Origin of the sequence: Lentzea sp. NPDC020367, from assembly GCF_044387305.1 — a bacterium.
Classification (GTDB): Bacteria; Actinomycetota; Actinomycetes; order Mycobacteriales; family Pseudonocardiaceae; genus Lentzea.
Genome location: NZ_JBIRVV010000001.1, coordinates 1,030,958 through 1,049,744, shown reverse-complemented (window position 1 = coordinate 1,049,744; position 18,787 = coordinate 1,030,958). Strand labels below are relative to the sequence as shown.

The window sequence follows — 18,787 nt, the reverse complement described above, 5'->3', positions numbered from 1 at the left end:
GGCCACATGTGCCGATGGCTCGCGTATTCCGGTTCCCCGGTTCTGCTGGAGGAGCTCCTCTACGTCCCGGCGAACTCGCTCGTCACCCAGAGCAGGCACTCGCGGCTGGGCGTGGAGACCACCAACGGTGACGGCTTCGGGGTCGGCTGGTACGCGACCGCGCCGGGGCCAGGCCTGTTCCTGAGCACCGAACCCGCCTGGAACGACCGCAACCTGCGGGAGCTGTCCGCGCAGACCACGGCGGAGGTCGTCTTCGCGCACGTCCGCGCGTCCACCGGCTCGGCGGTGCAGCAGACCAACTGCCATCCGTTCCGGCACGGGCGCAGGCTGTGGATGCACAACGGGCTCATCACCGCTTTCCCGTTGGTGCGCCGGGAACTCTCGCTGGTGGTCGATCCCTCGCTCTACGCGGAGATCGAGGGGTCGACCGACTCGGAGATCCTGTTCTACCTCGCGCTGACCTTCGGCCTGGAGCACGATCCGCCCACCGCGGTCGCCCGCACCGCCGGGTTCGTCGAGGCGATCGGCAGGAACCACGGTGTGGCTCACCCGCTCCAGATGACGGTCGCCACGACCGACGGCGAGACCACCTGGGCGTTCCGCTACTCCAGCGAACGCCGCTCGCGCAGCCTGTTCCACAGCACCGACATCACGACGCTGCGACAGCAGTACCCGGACAACCCGACGCTGCACGGCCTCTCCCCCGAGACTCGGCTCGTCGTGTCGGAACCGCTGGGCGACCTGCACGGCGCGTGGCGCGAGGTGCCCGAGTCGACCTGCGTCGTCGCGCGCGGCGGCGTCAAGGAACTCCTCCCGTTCGGACCTCTCCGATGACGGCACCGGTGGTGGCCGGCGTCGACGGCTCGTCGTCCGCGCTCGCCGCGGTCATGTGGGCCGCCGACGAATGTGCCCGGCGCAACGCACCGCTGCGGCTGGTGCACGCGTTCTCGCTGCCCGCGCAAGGACATCTCGCGTTCGACGGGACCGGCGGTGACGTCCGGTGCGCGGCCGGGGAGCGGGCCGCGGCGTGCCTGGCCGAGGCCGCCACAGCCGCCCGTGCCGCGGGGCCGGACGTGGAGATCACGACCGAACCGCTCGGCGGTGGCGCGACGACCCTGCTGATCGAGGAGTCCCGGCACGCGCGGCTGCTGGTGCTCGGGGCGCAGGGCCTCGGCAACGTGCGGGGCCTGCTGGTCGGCTCGACGGCGGCGGCACTGGCCTCGCACGGCAGGTGCCCGCTGGTGATCGTGCGCGGCCTGGCGGCGACCGACGGCCCGATCGTGGTGGGCCACGACGGTTCCGCGGCGAGCGAGGCCGCGCTGGGGTTCGCCTTCGCGGCCGCCTCGCTGCGCGCCGCCCGGCTCACGGTGCTCCTGTGCCGGCCCGGCTTCACCGTGGAAAGTGCCTACCGCACTGCCCGGTTCGCCGCGGCCCGCGACGAGGCCGACGACGACGCGCGCGAGGTGCTCACGCGGTGGCAGACCCGGTATCCCGACGTGCGGGTGGAACGCGCGCTGCCACGGGACCGCCCCGTGCGGGCGCTCATGCGGTACGGCACCGAGGCACAGCTTCTGGTGGTGGGCAGTCACGGTCGCGGCGGGTTCGACGGCATGTTGCTCGGCTCGACGAGTCAGGCTCTCGTCTCGCACGCGCCGTGCCCGTTGGTGATCGTGACCTCGGCGGACCGGCGGGCCGGCCTCATCCACTGACGGGGTGCAGGAGGCCCCGTTCCGGCCGACCGGCCGCGAGCCACTCCTGGGTGCTCCGACGCGCGGCGTCGATCAGCTCACGGGACCGGCTGAAGTCGGCCGGTGACACGCTGAGCGGGCACAACGGCGGCACCACGCGGAGGTCGACCTCGTCCCGGTAGCGCTCGACGTCCACCGCGAGCCGGTGGTTCACCAGCAACGTCAACGCGTGCAGCGCCATCCCGAGGGCGCTGCGCGGCGGCTGTTCGAGATCACACGCGTACCCGGTCGGCAGCACCCACACCCGTTCCGCGCCCAGAGCCACCGCGTGCGACACGGGATTGTTGTTCACCGCGCCACCGTCCATCAGGTACCGGCCGCCGAGCGACACCGGCGGGAACACCGCCGGAATCGCGGTGCTCGCCATCAACGCGTCCACCGCGTCGCCCTCGGAGAGCAACACCTCCTCTCCGGACAGCACGTCCGTGGCGCCGACGTGCGCGGGCGTCGGCGTGGTCCCGAGCGTGACGCCGGAGAGGTGGGTCCGCAGCAGGCGCCGCAACGCCGCGCTGGGCACGAGGTGGTCGCTCAGCCCGAAGACACCGAGGAGGCCACGCACCGGCCGGATCGGGAAGACGTCCTTGCGGGACAACGACGTCCACAGCTCCGTCAGGGTGCCGACCCCCTCGGGGCCGGGGTGGGCCGCGTGCCAAACACCGTTGACCGCGCCAACCGAGGTTCCGACGACCAGGTCGGGCTGGACGCCCTCGGCGACGAGCGCCGCGAGCATGCCCACCTCGACCGCGCCCAGACTTCCGCCGCCAGCGAATACGAACGCGGTCTTCATCGAGCCATTCTGCCGCCGGGCGGGGCGGCCCACGAGGGGCCAGTCGCGCGGTGGTGCGAGAGGCCGGTCCCCCACCCGCCTCGCCGAACCACCCCCGCCGGGTGACCCGCCCACACCCCACCCACCACCAGCCTGGCGATCACCTGACGTGCCAACCGAAAGGCGAACGACATGGCCGGTGCGGAGAAGGAAAGGCTGCGAGAACCAGACGAATGGCGGCGCTGGGGCCCGTACCTCGGCGAACGCCAATGGGGCACGGTCCGGGAGGCGTCGAACGGGGACGACGCCTGGACGTCGTTCACCTACGACCAGGCGCGCTATCGCGCGTACCGCTGGGGCGAGGACGGGCTCGCGGGCTTCAGCGACGACCGGCAGCGGATGTGCCTGGCGCTGGCGTTGTGGAACGGGACCGACCCGATCCTCAAGGAACGGCTGTTCGGCCTGACCAACGGCGAGGGCAACCACGGCGAGGACGTCAAGGAGTGCTACTTCTACCTCGACGCCACGCCCACCTCGTCGTACCAGCGGATGCTCTACAAGTACCCGCAGCGGGCCTTCCCCTACGAGGACCTGGTCGCCACCAACGGGAAACGCGGCCGCGACGACCCGGAGTACGAGCTGCTCGACACCGGCGTCTTCGACGACGACCGCTACTTCGACGTCGTCGTGGAGTACGCGAAGGCGGGACCAGAGGACGTCCTGATGCGGGTCACCGCGCACAACCGCGGGCCGGACGAGGCGACGCTGCACGTGTTGCCGGCGCTGTGGTTCCGGCACACCTGGTCGTGGGCGGGCACCACCGAACCCTCGCTGCACACGCTGGGCACGGGCACGGTGCGGGCCGCGCATCCCGAACTCGGCGTCTGGTGGTGGTACGCCGACGGCCAGTTGATGGTCACCGGCAACGAGACCGACGACGAGCGCGTCTTCGGCATCCCCAACACCACCCCGTACGTCAAGGACGGCATCGAACGCGCGGTGCTGCGCGGAGATCTCACCGCGCTCGCCCCGGACGGCGTCGGCACCAAGGCCGCCGCCCACCACGTGCTGACGATTCCGCCGGGTGGCAGCGAGACCGTCCGCGTCCGCTTCACCACCGCCGCCACCGACGAGCCGTTCGGCGGGTTCGACGCGGTGATCTCCGCCCGGCGCGAGGAGGCCGACGACTTCTACGACGAGGTGCTCGGCGGCGATCCGAAGAGCGACGAACGGCTGGTGTGCCGGCAGGCACTGGCCGGGCTGCTGTGGTCGCGGCAGTACTACGGGCTCGACGTCGAGCGCTGGCTCACCGAACGCGGCGCGGACCCGATCGGCGCGCCGTCCGGTCTGTCCAATGAGGACTGGCGACATCTCGTGGCCGGGGACGTGGTCGTCCTGCCGGACAAGTGGGAGTACCCGTGGTTCGCCGCATGGGACCTCGCGTTCCACGCGGTGCCGCTCGCGGTGGTGGACCCGGCGGCCGCGAAACAGCAGGTGGAACTGCTGCTCGGTCGCCGCTACCTGCACCCGGACGGGCAACTGCCCGCCTACGAGTGGAACTTCGGGGACGTGAACCCGCCGGTGCACGCGTGGGCGGCGTGGTTCGTCTACCAGCACGACCGCGACACCACCGGAACCGGCGACCGGGCCTTCCTGGAACGCGTGTTCCCGCCGCTGCTGCGCAACTTCGGCTGGTGGCTCAACCGCAAGGACGCCGACGGTCGCAACCTGTTCCAGGGCGGTTTCCTGGGGCTGGACAACATCGGCGTGTTCGACCGCAACGCCCCGCTGCCCGCCGGCGGGCGGACCGACCAGGCGGACGGCACCGCGTGGATGGCGCTGTTCTGCCAGAACCTGCTGCAGATCGCCCTCGAACTCGCCCGCGAGGACCCGGTGTACCTGGAGCACGCCGCGACGTTGCTGGAGAACCTCGCGTGGATCGCGGCGGCGACCAATCACGTCGGCAACGGGTTGTGGGACGAGGAGGACGGCTTCTTCCACGACGTGCTGAGGAACCCGGACGGCACGTCGACGCCGCTGCGCGTCCAGTCGGCCGTCGGGCTGATCCCGCTCGCCGCCGCCACCGTGGTCGGCGCCGGACTGCGGCACGACCATCCCGGGCTCGTCGACGGCATGCGCGGGTTCCTCGACCGGCATCCCGCGGTGCGCGCCGCGTTGTGGGGCCACGGCGCGCAGACCGACGCCGACGGGCCGGTGCTGTTCGCGCTGTTCGACGAGAGCCGGTTGCGCCGCATCCTCGCCAGGGTGCTGGACGAGAACGAGTTCCTGGGGCCGTACGGCATCCGATCGCTCTCGCGGTGGCACGCCGAGCACCCGTACGTGCTGACGGTGGACGGCGTCGAGCATCGCGTCGGGTACCAACCCGCGGAGTCGGACAGTTCGATGTTCGGCGGCAACTCCAACTGGCGCGGCCCGGTGTGGTTCCCGATCAACGCGATGGTCGTGCGCGCGTTGCTGCACCTGCACTCCTACTACGGGGACGGCTTCACCGTCGAGTGCCCGACCGGGTCGGGGCGGCGCCTCACCCTGGAGCAGGTGGCGGGCGAGATCAGCGACCGGCTGCTCGCGACGTTCCTGCCCGGCGAGGACGGCCGTCGTCCGGTCCACGGTGGACAGACGCGCTACCGGGACGATCCGCACTGGCGGGACCTGCCGCTGTTCTACGAGTACTTCCACGGTGACAACGGAGCGGGCATCGGCGCGAGCCACCAGACCGGCTGGACGGCGCTCGTGGCGTTGCTGTCCCGCGTGCCCGCGAGGGAGGACGTGCGATGAACGGATGGCCGGACCGCCCCGTCGTCCACGAGATCAACACCGCGGTGTGGCTGGGCGAGCTGGCGCGCGCGGCCGAGCGGCCCGTCACGCTCGCCGAGGTGCCCGCCTCCGCCTGGGACGCCGTGACGCCGTCCGGAGTCGACGCGGTGTGGCTGATGGGCGTGTGGGAGCGCAGCACGACCGGGCTGGCGCTCGCCAACGCGCGGAGCGGGTTGCGGGCGACGTTCCAGGCCGCACTGCCGGACCTGCGCCCGCAGGACGTGAGCGGGTCGCCTTACTGCGTGCGGCGCTACGTCGTGGCCGACGAGTTCGGCGGCGACGAGGCTCTTGCGAAGGCACGGGCGGAGCTCGCGTCACGCGGGGTACGGCTGGTGCTCGACTACGTGCCGAACCACGTGGCGCCGGACCACCCGTGGGTGACCGACCACCCGGAGCTGTTCGTCCGCGGCGACGTGGACGACTACGCGGACAACCCAGAACACTGGCTCGCGATCGGCGAGCACATCTTCGCGCGGGGACGGGACCCGTACTTCCCGCCGTGGCCGGACGTCGTGCAGCTCGACGCCTTCTCCCCCGCCCTGCGGGCCGCGGCGGCGACGACGCTGGCCGGCATCGCGGCCCGGTGCGACGGCATCCGGTGCGACATGGCGATGCTCATGACCAACGACGTGTTCGCGCGCACCTGGGGTCGTGAGGCGCCCGAACGGGAGTTCTGGCCCGAGATCGTCGACGGGCTGCGCGACCAGCACGCCGAGACCGTGCTGATCGCCGAGGCGTACTGGGACATGGAGTGGACGTTGCAGCAGCAGGGTTTCGCCTTCTGCTACGACAAGCGCCTCTACGACCGGCTCGTCTCGCGGGACGTCGAAGGGGTGCGCGCGCATCTGCGTGCCGACATCGGCTACCAGGCAAAACTCGTGCGGTTCCTGGAGAACCAGGACGAACCGAGGCTGGCGGCCACGCTCCCGCCGGACGCCGCCAGAGCGGCCGCGGTCGTGATCGCCACGCTGCCCGGCGCCACGCTGTGGCACGAGGGCCAGTTCGAGGGCAGGACGGTCCGGCCGCCGGTGTTCCTGAACCGCCGCCCGGACGAGCCGCTCGACCACGACCTCGCCACCTGGTACCGGCACCTGCTCGCGACCGTGCGGGAGCACCGCCTCCGAGCCGGCGAGTGGTTCCTGCTCGGCACCGAGGGCTGGCCGGACAACCAGTCGCACCGCTCGCTGCTCGCGTGGGAGTGGATCGAGGTCGGCGGGTCCCGGCACGTCGTGGTGGTCAACTTCTCCGACTCACCGGCGCAGGCCCGGATCCCGCTCGACTGGGAGCCGCGGGCCTGGCGGTTCACCGACGTGCTCGGCGGTGAGGTCTTCGACCGCGACCTCACCGCCGAGGGACTCTTCGTGTCACTGCGCCCGTGGGGTTTCCACGTGCTGTCGGTGACGTGATCGAACCCGCGCGCGGAGCAGGGCGGCGGCCCAGCCCGCGCGCGGGTCCGCGTCCACCAGCAGCACCTTCACCAGCACGGTGAGCGGCACCGCCAGCAACGCGCCGAGAGGGCCGAGCACCCACGCCCAGAACGCCAGCGACAGGAACGTCGTGGTCGTCGACAGCCCCGCGGCGTCCCCGGTGTAGCGCGGCTGCACGAGCGACTGCACCACGAAGTTCAGCACCCCGTACACGGCCAGCACCGCCAGTGCGCGGCGCGGACCGTGCTGCAGCAGGGCGAGCGCGGCGGGCGGCAGCACCCCGAGCACGAAGCCGACGGTGGGAACGTAGTTGGTGACGAACGACAACACGCCCCACAGCAGCGCCAGCGGGACGCCCAGCAACGCCAGCGCCACGGTGTCCAGCACCGCCACGACCGCGCCGAACACCGTCGTCACCAGCAGGTAGCGCCGGGTGCGGCGGGCGAACTCCCGCAGCGCCACCGTCAGGTGCGGCCGCTGGTCCGCGATCTCGGCCAGCCTGCTGTCGGTCCAGTGCACCTCGACGCCGAGGAAGAGCAGCAGCGCCAGCAGGAACACCAGACTCGTGGTGAGCCCGGTCAGGTCCGAGAGCAGTCCGGTGATCGACGCGAGCACCTTGCCGCGGTCCAGGCCGGCGAGCACGTGCTCCGCCTGCTGCACCAGCTGGTGGGCCGCGTACTCCGGCAGCATCCCGGCGAGCCGCACACCGGACACGACGACCGTCACCGCGATCGCGCCCAGCACCGCGTACACCAGCACCACGACGGCCGTGGTCGCGAGCCACGACGGTGCGCCCCGGCCGCGCAACCACCGGTGCGCGGGGCTGATCGCGATCACGATCAGCCCCGCCAGCACGGTGGGCGCCACCAGCCACGCGACCGCCTTCAGCCCGGCGACGACGACCACCGCCGACGCGGCGCCGAGCAGAATCGTCAATGCGCGTGGCATCAACGAGATGACGACTCGAGCGTTGCCGCCGCCTCGTTGCCGTGCACCACCACGGCCCAGATCACCACCACGCACAACGTGATGACGATCGTGGACCACACCGGGTGCACCGAGACGAACGCGAGTTGTGCCACGGCGTTCACCGCGGCGAGGATCACCGTGACCACTCTGGCCCACGCGGAGCCGGAGAGCAGTGCGGCGCCCGAGAGCGCCACCAGAACGCCCAGCAGCAGGGTGATCCAGCCCCAGGTGGTGAGGTCGAAGACGATCACCTGCTCGCCGTTGGCGACGTAGTACTCGCCGCGGAACAACCCGACGAGCCCCTCGATGGCGTTGAACGCCCCCATGACGATCATCATGATGCCCGCGAACCAGATCCAGCCGAGCCAGCCTGTGTCCTGCATCGTGCCTCCGTTGTCTCCCGAAGCGTTGGACGGGCTCACCGTGCCCCGGCGCCGGCGGGTGGATCTTCACCCGCCGCGTGTGAGTGCCTGGACACGTGTCCGCTCCGGCGGGTGAAGACCTGGGCCGTTCGGCGGACGAGCGTCGTCGCCATGACCACACCCCCGTACGCGCCGATCGCCGATCACGGGCTGATCGGCGACCTTCAGACCACCGCGCTGGTGTCCACCGACGGCACGGTGGACTGGTTCTGCTGCCCGCGGTTCGACTCACCGTCGGTGTTCGCCTCGCTGCTGGACCGCAAGCGCGGCGGGTTCTGCCGGATCCGGCCCGCCGGGTTCACCGGCACGGGCAAGCAGCTGTACTTCCCGGACACGGCGGTGCTGATCACCCGTTTCATGACCGAGGACGGCACCGGGGAGGTCGTCGACTTCATGCCGCCGCTGCCGGACGAGGGCCCGTCCGAACGGCACCGGCTCGTGCGCCTGGTGCGGTGCGTGCGCGGCCGGATCACGTTCGAACTCGACGTCGCCCCTCGCTTCGACTACGGCCGCCGGGCACACCGGACGCATCTCACCGACGACGGCGTGATCTTCGCGTGCGGCCAGTTCGGCCTGGTGCTGCACGCCGTGCGCGAACCGGGGGACGCCCGGCTGGTGTCCGGGCAGATCACCGACACCGGCGACCTGCGCGCGACGATCGGCCTGGAGGAGGGACAGACCCGCGGCATCGTGCTGGAGTCCGGTGTGGACGGTCCGCCGCGCGCCGTCGCCGCGGCCGAGGCGCGCGAGCTGTTCGAACGGACCGTGCGGTTCTGGCACGAGTGGCTCGCCCGAGGCACCTACCGAGGCCGGTGGCGCGAGGCGGTCGACCGGTCGGCCATCACCCTGAAGCTGCTCACCTACGCGCCGACCGGGGCGATCGTCGCCGCCCCGACGGCCGGCCTGCCGGAACAGCTCGGTGGCGAGCGGAACTGGGACTACCGCTACACCTGGATCAGGGACGCCTCGTTCGCCGTCGGTTCGTTGCTGCGGCTGGGTTTCACCGACGAGGCGGCCGCGTTCGGCGGCTGGCTCACCGAGCGGTTCGTGGAGGGTGAGCCGCTGCGGGTGATGTACGCGGTCGACGGGTCCGCCGACCTCACCGAGCACGTGCTCGACCACTGGGAGGGCCATCGGGGGTCCTCGCCCGTGCGGGTGGGAAACGACGCGGCCGGCCAGTTGCAGCTGGACATCTACGGCGAGCTGCTGGACAGCGTGCACGCCGCCCACCTGTACGGCGTGCGCATCGGGCATCGCGGCTGGCACGCGGTGGTCGAGCTGCTGGACTGGCTGGCGGAGAACTGGAACCAGCCGGAGGAGGGGATCTGGGAGACGCGGGCCGGACGCGCGGACTTCACCTACGGCAGGGTGATGAGCTGGGTCGCGTTCGACCGGGCGATCCGCATAGCCGAGAGCGAGGGCAAACCCGCGCCGGTGGCGAGGTGGCGCTCGCAGCGCGACCGGATCTACGGCCAGGTGTGGGACCAGGGCTGGGATCACCGCACCGGGGCGTTCGTGCAGCGGTACGGCTCGCAGGTCCTCGACGCGTCGTTGCTGCGGATGGCGCAGGTGGGGTTCGTCGCGCCACGGGACCCGGTCTGGCTGGACGCCCTCGCCGCGATGGAGTCACTCGTCAGCGACAGCCTCGTGCGGCGCTACGACACGGACGCGGCACCCGACGGGCTGCGCGGCTCGGAGGGCTCGTTCTCGTTGTGCACCTTCAACTACGTGACCGCGCTGGCGTTGTCCGGACGGGCCCGCGAGGCACGGCTGGTGTTCGAGAAGATGCTGACCTACGGCAACCACGTCGGTCTCTACGCCGAGGAGATCGCGGTGACCGGCGAACAGCTGGGCAACTTCCCGCAGGCGTTCACCCACCTGGCCCTCATCGACGCCGCCGTCACCCTCGACGAGCAGCTCACTCGCGACGGGTGAGGACGTGGCGGCGCCCGCCTCGCACAGTGATCGGCATGGCGACTTTGACCGTGTGGAAGTTCGACACGACCGACGGGGCGCACCGCGCGCTGGACGAACTGACGAGGCTGCAGGACCAGCAGCTGATCATCGTTCGCGACGCGGCCTACGTGTACTGGGACCCGGACGCGAAACGGCCGAAGACCAGGGAGCTCGGCAAGCTCACCGGTGCGGGAGCGCTCGGCGGCGGGTTCTGGGGGCTGTTGTTCGGCCTGATCTTCTTCGTGCCCGTGCTGGGCGCGGCGATCGGGGCCGGTGTCGGCGCGCTGGCCGGATCGATGTCCCGTGCGGGCATCGACGACGACTTCGTGAAGGAGATCCGGGACACCGTCACGCCCGGCACGTCCGCCCTGTTCGTGATGTCCGAGGGCGCCGTCGTCGACCGGGTGGCCGAGAGGTTCAAGGAGACCGGCGCCACCCTGCTGACCACCAACCTCACCAAGGAGCAGGAGGAACTGCTGCGCGAGACGTTCGCGTCCTGACGTCTCGATGATCACGGCGGTGATGGTCCGGTGACGACTGCCGGGGTGCCGATGCCGGCCTGCCACCGCCTGCCGATGAACCGGCCGGAGCACGGAAGACCGTGCTCCGGCCGGTTCCCTCTGTTCACCGTGCCGGGCCCGCCACCCGCACGCGCGCGGCCGCCTCGCCCAGCAGCGAGTGCACGACCCTCAGCACGTCCGCCACGTGGTCGCGGTGCTCGCTGATCACCTCGGCCCTGCGGGTCGCATCCCGCACGACGCTCTCCGCCCGGCGGCGCGCGGTCTCCTCCATCAGCCGCACGTCGTGGCAGGTCTGCTTGCGCCGCAACGCCAACGCCAGTTCGAAGTCCTCGGTGACCTCCGCCCGGTGGCGGGCCGCCGCCTCGTCCAGCGCACGGCGGCCCGCCTCCCCCTCCCGCAGGATCCGCGCCATCCGCACGCGCGTCTCCGCGAGCAGCTCCCGGTGCTCGGCGTGCGTGCGGCGCGCAGACTCCCACGCGTGGTCCTCCAGCGCGGTGGCCCGGTCGGTGATCTCGGCCGCCTGGGCGAGCGTGCGCTCCACGACGTACCGAAGGCGTTCGCCGACCGCGTACGGGGACTGCGGCACGGCGCGCAGCCGGTCGAGCCGCTCCCGCAACGCGCGGTTGTCCTCCCGTTCGGACTCCAGGTGCCGGGCGAGCGCCTCCGCCCTGGCCTCCGCCGCGTCGCGGTCCGCGGTGAGCGCCTCGATGTCCCGTTCGGCCTCGTGGACGTAGTGCCACACCTGGTCGCGCCGGAAGCCCAGCCACGCGACGTCGAACGCGGTGCGCAGCGGCACCAGTTCGGCGGTCACGGCCGCACCAGGGTCAGCGGCACGCGGCACAGCGCGCCAATGCCGTCCTCGGGAGCCTGCCGTGCGCCCGCGTTGATCACGTGCACCCGCGTGCCGCTCAGCAACGCCGCTCGCACGGCCACGTCCGCGAGCAGCCCGCAGCGGCGGCGCGACCCCACGGGCTGGCCAGGAGCCACGTCGGTCGGCGCGAGGCCGTACCAGGCGGTGGCGGTGACGTCCTCCGGCTGACCGACGAACAACTCGTCCACCCGGCCGTCGGCCAGCGCGCCGAGCGTCTCGTCCACGCCCTCCACCCCCAGCCGCCGGGCGCGGCCGCGTTCGTGAAAGTCCTCCAGAACCCCCGCGGTCCACGTGCGGGCGGCCGCGCGCACCTCGTCCTCGACCCGGCTCGGGCTCAGGTCGGTGCCGACCCAGCGCACCGTCGTCTCGCGCCGGACGGGAGCAGGCAGCGCGGCCCACAGCGCGGCCACCACCTCGTCCTGTCCCGCCACGACCAGCAGCCTGGCGTCCTGCCGGACCAGCATCGCCGCGACGGCCGCCGCGACGGACCGCACTCCCTCGTGCCAGTCCCGATCCTCGTAGTGCAGCGACATCCACTCCGCGGAGGGCGTGCCCAGTTCGGCGGTCTCACGGGTCGCGGCGGCGACCACGCACGGCGGCCGTTCCTGCACCCACGCGAGCAACGGCAGCACATGCGCGGGCGAGCTGAACCACGCGAGGTCCAGATGGCGCAGACCGGGCGCGTGGAAGACGCGCGGGGGCACCTCGCCGCCCGCGAACCCCACCAGCGTTCCCGCGGCCGGGTCGGCGTCGTGCGCCCGGTGCAGCGCGCTACCGATCGCACCGACCACGTCGTCGTCCGCTCCGTCGCTGCGCAGCTGGTCGGCCAGACGGCCCCAGCGCGACCGCCACGAACGCAACGGACTCGATCCCATGTAGACGGACGCGACCGGCCGGGCGGGCCGGACGACGTCGATCAGATCCCGCAGCGCGGGCAGGCAGGTCTTGGGCACAGCAGCGACTCCTCTTCCCCGTCGTGGACTGGCCACAGAGTCCGGGGAGGTGGTGATCCGCTTCTTCACCCGGCGCGGATGAACCCGCCTGCCCGCACCGGTGTGGCGCTCGCCCCGTGCGGGGGAAGTCCGCCCCGTGCGCGACGAGCAGCGTCGAACCTCTAAGGAGGTGCGGACTTCCATGAGCCGTCAACCTGATCGTTCCCGCTCCCGTCGCATCGTGCTCGCCGTCGCGCTGTTCGCCTTCATCCTCGCCGCTCCCGGTGACGACGACTGCGGGGAGACCTCTCCGCTCGTCGTCACCGGTGTCCTCGCGGCAGCCGGCCTGTTGCCCAGACTGGTCGGGGTGGCCGGACGCGCGCTGGTGCTGACAGCCCAGCCGGGCAAGGCGATCCGGCCCCCCTGCCCGGCGCAGTGATGCGGTTCGATCGCATGATCATCCACGGCAACTCCATCGGGGAGAGTCATCTTCATGTCCGACAGTTCGGAGTGCGAGCGACCAGCGCACGACACCAGTCCACCCAGATTCCGGGTTCCCGTCTCGGCTGTTCCGCTCGTCGCGAGAGACCAGTTGCTGTCCGTTGTGGACGGTCACGTCGCGGCGGCACCGGTCACCCTCGTCACCGGGCCCGCGGGCAGCGGCAAGACCACGCTGCTCGCGGAGTGGGCCAGACGCCGCACCGGCCGGGTCGCGTGGCTGACCCTGAACGAGCACGACAGCATGCCCGCCCGCCTGCGCATCGCGATGAGGGACACGCTCACCGGCGTCTGGCCGGACCAGGACCACCTCGACGCGATCCCCTGGTCCGAACCGGGTTTCTCCTCGGCGATCGTGGCCGCGTTCGACCACCTGCCCGCGTCCGCGTGCCTGGTGCTCGACAACGTGCACGAACTACGTGACCCGGAGGCTCTCGCCACCATCGACCTCCTCACCCGGCAGCCACCGGACCGGCTGCGACTCGTGCTGCTCGGCCGGTTCCCGCCACCGTTGCACCTCGCCCGGCTGCACCTGGAGGGACGGCTGCGCGAGGTGCTGCCCGACGAGCTCGCGTTCGACCGGGCGGAGACCGAGGCACTGCTCGCCGCGTACGACGTGCCGATCTCACCCGAGGAGATCACCCCGCTGCTCAGCGGCACCGAGGGCTGGGCGGGCGGGCTGACGTTCGCGGCGATGCGGATGAACACGACCGGCACCCGCCCGGCCGACCTGCTCATGTTCACCGGGCAGGACGAGATCGTGAACGGCTATCTGACCGAGGAGGTGCTCGCAGCCCACTCGCCGAGCACGCGCGATCTGCTCGTCGCGACCAGTGTCTGCGACACGGTGACCACGGGTCTCGCGAACGCTCTGGCACCGGAGCACCCGAGTCCCGGCGTCGTGCTCGACCAGTTGGAACGCACCAACGCGTTCGTCAGCAGGCTGAGCAACACACCCGAGTGGTACCGCTGTCATCCGGTGCTGCGGGCGCATCTCCTCGCCGAACTCCGCCGCACCCGGCCGGCCGACGAGAGCGCGCTGCACCGGTCCGCGGCGCGCTGGCACCACGAGCACAGCCTGCCCCTGACGGCGTTGCGGCACGCGGTCGCGGCCGGCGAGGACCAGCTCACCGCGGAGATCGTCGAGCACTCGGTGCTGCGGGAGATGCTCCACGCGGGCGGCGCGGAGGTGCACCCGGTGCTGGGCTCGGTGCCCGCCCACGTGCTGGCCAGGCCCGCGGTCGGCGTGGTCGCGGCGCTCGTCGCGCTCGACGCGGGTGACCTCGCCGCCGCCGACCGGGTGCTCGCGGGAATCGGCGGCGGTTCCCCCGCGCTCCGGCCGGAACGGGTCAGGGTGCTGCACGGCACCGCGCTGCTGCGCCGCGGCCGGTTCGACGCGCACGTCGGCGAGGCGCTCCACATCATGGCCAGGACGACAGCCGGTCTGAGCGGCGCGCCGGACGCGGACGTCGCAGCCCTGCTCGACCGCGGCGTCGCGGCGTTGTCGCGCGGCGAGCACCGCGCCGCCGAGACCGACCTGGTCCGTGCGGCGGCGCTCGCCAGGAAGGAGGGGTTCACCCACGCGGAACTGGACTGCCGGGTGCACCTGGCGGCGCTGGCGAGCGCGATGGGCGACATCGTGGAGGGGGCGCGACAGGCGCGGGCGGCGGTCGAGTTCGCCGAACGCAGGGGGTGGCAGACGCATTTCACCTGTGCCCTCGCCTACTCGTTGATGGGAGTGCACGCCTACCTGCGCATGGAGGACGCGAACGCGACCGACCTGTCCCTGCGCGCGACCACGGCACTGGGCGACCGGCCCGACCTCGGGGTCGGGATCGCGGTGCGCACGCTGGACGCGGCGGTGTCGTTCGCGACGGCGGGCGACCCGCGTGCCGTCGCCGGCCGCCTGCGCACCCAGTGGCAGGACGTCGCCGGGCGCGAGGTGACGCCGCCGGTGGTCGCGCACATAGCGCCCGCCCTGCAACGGATGGCGCTGCGAACCGGTGACGAGCAGTGGGCCGCGGCGATGCCCGGCCAGGTCGAGGCGATGTTCGGCCCCTGCGGAGAACAGGCGGTGCTCCAGGCCGTCCTGCACTCCCACCACTCCCGCGTCAACCAGGCCCGCAAGCTGGTGGAACCGCTGCTGTCGGGCGATCTGCCCGCGGTCGCCGCGCCGACCGTCGTCGACGCCTGGCTGCTGGAAGCCGTGCTGGTGGAGCGAACCGGCGACCAGCGGCGCTCCCACGAGGCCGTCACCAGGGCCCTGGCGGCCGCGGAGCCCGTCGGCACGATCCGGCCGTTCGTCCACGCGGGCAAGCCGGTGCGCGAACTCCTCGCCCGCGGCGCCGGCCGGTTCGGCAGGCTCGACCGGTTCGCCACGACGACGATGACCGCTTTGCCCACGGCCGCAACCACTTCGGCCGGTGTGCTCACCAGCCGTGAGCGCGACCTGCTGGTCGAGCTGCCGTCCATGCGCACCACGGAAGAGATCGCGAGCTCCCTGTTCGTCTCCGTCAACACCGTGAAGACGCATCTGCGCGGCATCTACCGCAAGCTGGGCGTCAACCAGCGGCGTGACGCGGTGCTCGTGGCCAGGCGGCTAGGTCTGATCTGACCGCGATTGGCCCCTTGGGCCCCGGACCCGGCCCTTGCCACACTGGGTCCGCACGGGCCAGTCGCACAGCGCGGCCCGCACTCCGAGCCGGCGACACAATCGCCCGCGGCTCGGTCATCGATCCCCCAGCGGGCACCCCCGACGGTGCTCAGTTCGGCCTGCGCACGGCCGGGTGGGGTGTCCCGGTCGTGAGTGGTTTCCGGTCCCGTGGGCGCACTTTCGGGGTCGCGTGAACCACTCACGACCAGTCCACTGTGGATGGGCGAAGGCGGCCGGATCGGAATTCCGGCGTGATCCGCGCCACGAGGGCAACCAAAACGGTGCCCGATCGCATGGGTAGGGGTGAGGGCACCTGACGAGTGCCCCTGACCCGGCGGAGAGTCGCAGTGCGCAGTGGACAGGTGATCGCGGCGGTGGTGTTCGCACTGGCTGTCGCGGGCATCGTGATCCCCGTGCTCACGCTCGTCGACGTGGAGCGGCCTCCCGAGCAACGACCGACTGTGGTGCGGACCGACGACATGACATGGCGCAACACGCCGTCCTCACGGCCGGGCGAACGATGACGCCGAACTGGGAAACCGAGTTCACGCGGCTCTACGACCAGTGCGTCGACTCGATGCGCTTCACCGCGTTTCTGATGTGCGGCAACTGGCACGAGGCCGAGGACGTGCTGCAGTCGGCGTTCCTCAAGCTCTACCTGGCGCAGCCGGATCTGGTGGACCGCGGCGGGATCGAGGCCTACCTGCACCAGATCGTCGTCCGGACCTTCATCGCCGAACGCAGGCGCGTGCGCTGGCGCCGGGAGAAGCTGACCGACGCGCCGCCCGAGAGCCTGATCGTCAGCCCCGGCGCGGAGGACGGGCTCGTGGTGTGGGAGGCGTTGTCGACCATGCCCGCACGCCAGCGCGCGGTCCTGGTGCTGCGCTACTGGAACGACATGAGCGTGGAGAGCGTCGCCGCCGCGCTCGGTTGCTCGACCGGCACCGTGAAGTCGCAGAGCAGCAAGGGGCTGGAGACGTTGCGGCGCAAGCTCGGGCCCGAGTTCGGCCGGTCGAGGCTGGAGGCGTGATGGAGCACGAGGACACCCTGCGAGCGACCTTTTCCACACTGGGAGGGGAAGTCGCGCCACCGAACTCCAATTCGGCCGCCGGCGTGATCAGGCGCGGCCGGGCCGTGCGGTCCCGTCGCCGCACCGCCGCCGTGATCGGCAGCGCCGTCGCCACGGCCGCGGTCGCGGCGGCGGCACTGGCGCTCCTGCCCAGTGCTCCGGTGGAGCCGGGCCCGTCCCTCCACCCGCCGAGCCAGACGACGACCGGCGACGTGCGCACCACGCCCACCGGCGCGCCCGAGTCGCCGGGAGGGTCGCCGACCACGACCGGACGACCCTAGAACGCCGACAGGATCTGGTGGTTCCACCAGAGGTCGAGCTTGTCGAGGGTGTCGATGTCACCCGGCTTCTTCAGCGTGCCGATGGTGAGGTTCTTGGTGTCGACCCACCAGACCTGGGCGTTGCCGTCGGCGAGGAAGCACGTGGTGAACTCGCCCTCCAGCGGGCCGGAGGTGTCCCGGTAGAAGAGCGCGTAGTGGATGGGGTCCGACTTGGGCCGGCAGCCGCCGCGCTCGTCCATCCGCGGGATGCCCCTGCTGGTCACCACCGCCTGGAAGAACGCGTCCTGCTGGGTGCGGTCGGCGAACAGCCGGAACTCCGCCTCCGCGGGGGGCGGGGCGTAGGGGTCGTCGGACTTCACGTCGCCGCAGCGGACGGTGGCGACCGTGCCGGCGTCCGGCGCGATCGGTGCGCACGTGGTGCTGACGGTCCGGTAGACCGCCGGCAACGCGTCCAGCAGAGCGTTGTCCTGTGGAGTTCGGGTCCTGGTCGGCGGCGTCGTCGTGGTGGTCGTGCTCGGCGTGCTGGACGGAGTGCTGGTCGGGGTGCTGCTGGAGGTCGTGCCCGTGCCGAGGACCTTGTCCTTGTTCGCGATGATCAGCGACGTCACGACGATCCCGGCCACCACCACGAGCGCGCCGACGGCGAGGGCGGCGTGCTTGGCCCGTGACACGGTGCGGGTCGGCGGGTACGGCTGTGCGGCAACGGGTTGGGGGCCGGTCGCGGTGTGTTGGAAGGGCAGTGGGTTCGGCGGCCCGGACTGGGGTGAGGCCGGCCCGGGGAACCGCGGTTGCGGGCCTGTCGTGACGCGGTTGGCCCAGCGGTCGGGAAGCCTCGGCTGCGGAGGAGGACCGGCGGGCGCGACCTGGCCGCCCGGCGGGGTCGAGGGAGTGGAGAGGGCGGGCTGTCCCGCGGACGGCGTGGCCGGTCCGGGCTGTCCCGCAGGAGCGGCGAGTTCGGGCTTTCCCACGGGCGGAGCGAATCCCGGATACCCCGCGGGCGGCGTGGCCGTGGTCAGGGCCTGGGCCGCCGCCTGTGCCAACGCGCCCGCCGTGGCGTAGCGGTCGGCCGGGTTCTTGGCCATGCCCTTCGCGATGACGTCGTCCAGCGCCGCCGGGACCGCCGGGTTCAGCGGCGACGCCTTGGGCGGCGCCTCGTTCATGTGCGCCCAGATCTGGGCGGCGGTGCTGTCCGCGGTGAACGGGCGGCGGCCCGCCAGGCAGGCGAACAGGACGCAGGCCAGGGCGTAGATGTCGGCGCGGCCGTCCACCAGGCCGCTCTCGAAGCGTTCCGGGGCCATGTAGTCGAGGGTGCCGACGACCGAGCCGGACGCCGTCAGGCCCGTCGCCGACGGGGAGACGCTGCGGGCGATGCCGAAGTCCACCAGGTACACGAAGTCGCCGGAGGTCACGAGGATGTTCGACGGCTTCACGTCGCGGTGCACGAGGCCGTCGGCGTGCGCGGCGTCCAAGGCGCTCGCCACCTGGTCGACGATGCGCACGGCCCGTGCCGGGTCGAGGGTCTGGTCGCGGATCAGGTCCGACAGATCGGAGCCCTCGACCAGTCGCATGTCCAGGTAGAGGCGGTCGTCGATCTCGCCGTAGGCGTGGATGGGGATGACGTGCGGTTCGCGCAGCCGGGCGACGATCCTGGCCTCGCGGCGGAAGCGGGCGCGGTAGTCCTCGTCGTCGTGGTAGCCGGGCGAAAGCCTTTTGAGCGCCACGAACCGGTCGTGCGCCGTGTCGTACGCACGGTGCACTTCACCCATCCCGCCGCGGCCGAGCAGTTGCTCGATCCGGTACGGCCCGAACGTCTCTTCCGTCATCGTCCTCGTGTCCCGA

The 18,787-nt window shown here is 72.0% G+C and carries 17 protein-coding genes; 11 read left to right on the top strand and 6 right to left on the bottom strand.

The window, feature by feature from the left end:
- Positions 1-6: 6 nt before the first annotated feature.
- Positions 7-834 (top strand): class II glutamine amidotransferase, encoded by an 828-nt coding sequence (locus tag ACH413_RS04665; protein WP_360042636.1) that lies wholly within the window; start codon positions 7-9, stop codon positions 832-834.
- Positions 831-1,709 (top strand): universal stress protein, encoded by an 879-nt coding sequence (locus ACH413_RS04660; RefSeq protein ID WP_360042639.1) that lies wholly within the window; start codon positions 831-833, stop codon positions 1,707-1,709. Before ACH413_RS04665 ends, ACH413_RS04660 begins: the two co-directional genes overlap by 4 nt.
- On the opposite strand, the gene ACH413_RS04655 is transcribed toward ACH413_RS04660, so the two are convergent.
- On the bottom strand, positions 1,699-2,535 hold the full coding sequence (locus ACH413_RS04655; RefSeq protein ID WP_360042642.1) for a patatin-like phospholipase family protein: 837 nt from the start codon (positions 2,533-2,535) through the stop codon (positions 1,699-1,701). The genes ACH413_RS04660 and ACH413_RS04655 overlap by 11 nt on opposite strands.
- Positions 2,536-2,706: 171 nt before the next feature.
- On the opposite strand from ACH413_RS04655, the gene ACH413_RS04650 reads away from it, so the two are divergent.
- Positions 2,707-5,310 (top strand): MGH1-like glycoside hydrolase domain-containing protein, encoded by a 2,604-nt coding sequence (locus tag ACH413_RS04650; RefSeq protein ID WP_360042645.1) that lies wholly within the window; start codon positions 2,707-2,709, stop codon positions 5,308-5,310.
- The gene (locus ACH413_RS04645) at positions 5,307-6,755 is read left to right on the top strand and encodes an alpha-amylase family glycosyl hydrolase (RefSeq protein ID WP_360042648.1); all 1,449 of its coding nucleotides are present in this window, start codon (positions 5,307-5,309) and stop codon (positions 6,753-6,755) included. Before ACH413_RS04650 ends, ACH413_RS04645 begins: the two co-directional genes overlap by 4 nt.
- On the opposite strand, the gene ACH413_RS04640 is transcribed toward ACH413_RS04645, so the two are convergent.
- Both ACH413_RS04640 and ACH413_RS04635 read right to left on the bottom strand, forming a co-directional pair.
- Positions 6,714-7,724 (bottom strand): AI-2E family transporter, encoded by a 1,011-nt coding sequence (locus tag ACH413_RS04640; protein ID WP_360042651.1) that lies wholly within the window; start codon positions 7,722-7,724, stop codon positions 6,714-6,716. The two genes, ACH413_RS04645 and ACH413_RS04640, sit on opposite strands and share 42 nt — an antisense overlap.
- Positions 7,724-8,128: a hypothetical protein gene (locus ACH413_RS04635; protein WP_360042654.1), complete on the bottom strand. Its 405-nt coding sequence runs from the start codon at positions 8,126-8,128 to the stop codon at positions 7,724-7,726. Before ACH413_RS04635 ends, ACH413_RS04640 begins: the two co-directional genes overlap by 1 nt.
- Before the next feature lie 150 nt (positions 8,129-8,278).
- Between ACH413_RS04635 and ACH413_RS04630 the strand changes: the two genes are divergently transcribed.
- Positions 8,279-10,102, top strand: coding sequence for a glycoside hydrolase family 15 protein (locus ACH413_RS04630; RefSeq protein WP_360042657.1), 1,824 nt, complete (start codon positions 8,279-8,281; stop codon positions 10,100-10,102).
- Between the two features lie 35 nt (positions 10,103-10,137).
- A complete protein-coding gene (locus tag ACH413_RS04625; RefSeq protein ID WP_360042660.1) occupies positions 10,138-10,623 on the top strand; it encodes a DUF1269 domain-containing protein in 486 nt (161 codons plus the stop codon).
- Positions 10,624-10,747: 124 nt separating this feature from the next.
- On the opposite strand, the gene ACH413_RS04620 is transcribed toward ACH413_RS04625, so the two are convergent.
- A complete protein-coding gene (locus tag ACH413_RS04620) occupies positions 10,748-11,455 on the bottom strand; it encodes a hypothetical protein (protein ID WP_360042662.1) in 708 nt (235 codons plus the stop codon).
- On the bottom strand, positions 11,452-12,468 hold the full coding sequence (locus ACH413_RS04615) for a hypothetical protein (RefSeq protein WP_360042665.1): 1,017 nt from the start codon (positions 12,466-12,468) through the stop codon (positions 11,452-11,454). Before ACH413_RS04615 ends, ACH413_RS04620 begins: the two co-directional genes overlap by 4 nt.
- A gap of 181 nt (positions 12,469-12,649) precedes the next feature.
- Here ACH413_RS04615 and ACH413_RS04610 point away from each other — a divergent pair, with 181 nt between their 5' ends.
- From ACH413_RS04610 to ACH413_RS04590, 5 genes are all read left to right on the top strand, one after another.
- Positions 12,650-12,886: a hypothetical protein gene (locus tag ACH413_RS04610; RefSeq protein ID WP_360042668.1), complete on the top strand. Its 237-nt coding sequence runs from the start codon at positions 12,650-12,652 to the stop codon at positions 12,884-12,886.
- Positions 12,887-12,940: 54 nt separating this feature from the next.
- Positions 12,941-15,559 (top strand): LuxR C-terminal-related transcriptional regulator, encoded by a 2,619-nt coding sequence (locus ACH413_RS04605; RefSeq protein WP_360042671.1) that lies wholly within the window; start codon positions 12,941-12,943, stop codon positions 15,557-15,559.
- A 386-nt stretch (positions 15,560-15,945) separates the two neighbouring features.
- Positions 15,946-16,122 carry a hypothetical protein gene (locus ACH413_RS04600; RefSeq protein WP_360042674.1) on the top strand — a complete coding sequence of 59 codons (177 nt, stop codon included), beginning with the start codon at positions 15,946-15,948 and terminating at the stop codon, positions 16,120-16,122.
- The gene (locus ACH413_RS04595; protein ID WP_360042677.1) at positions 16,083-16,628 is read left to right on the top strand and encodes a SigE family RNA polymerase sigma factor; all 546 of its coding nucleotides are present in this window, start codon (positions 16,083-16,085) and stop codon (positions 16,626-16,628) included. Before ACH413_RS04600 ends, ACH413_RS04595 begins: the two co-directional genes overlap by 40 nt.
- Positions 16,628-16,948 carry a hypothetical protein gene (locus tag ACH413_RS04590; RefSeq protein ID WP_360042680.1) on the top strand — a complete coding sequence of 107 codons (321 nt, stop codon included), beginning with the start codon at positions 16,628-16,630 and terminating at the stop codon, positions 16,946-16,948. The genes ACH413_RS04595 and ACH413_RS04590 overlap by 1 nt, the downstream gene beginning before the upstream one ends.
- On the opposite strand, the gene ACH413_RS04585 is transcribed toward ACH413_RS04590, so the two are convergent.
- The gene (locus ACH413_RS04585) at positions 16,945-18,771 is read right to left on the bottom strand and encodes a protein kinase (RefSeq protein ID WP_360042682.1); all 1,827 of its coding nucleotides are present in this window, start codon (positions 18,769-18,771) and stop codon (positions 16,945-16,947) included. The genes ACH413_RS04590 and ACH413_RS04585 overlap by 4 nt on opposite strands.
- Between the last annotated feature and the right edge of the window lie 16 nt (positions 18,772-18,787).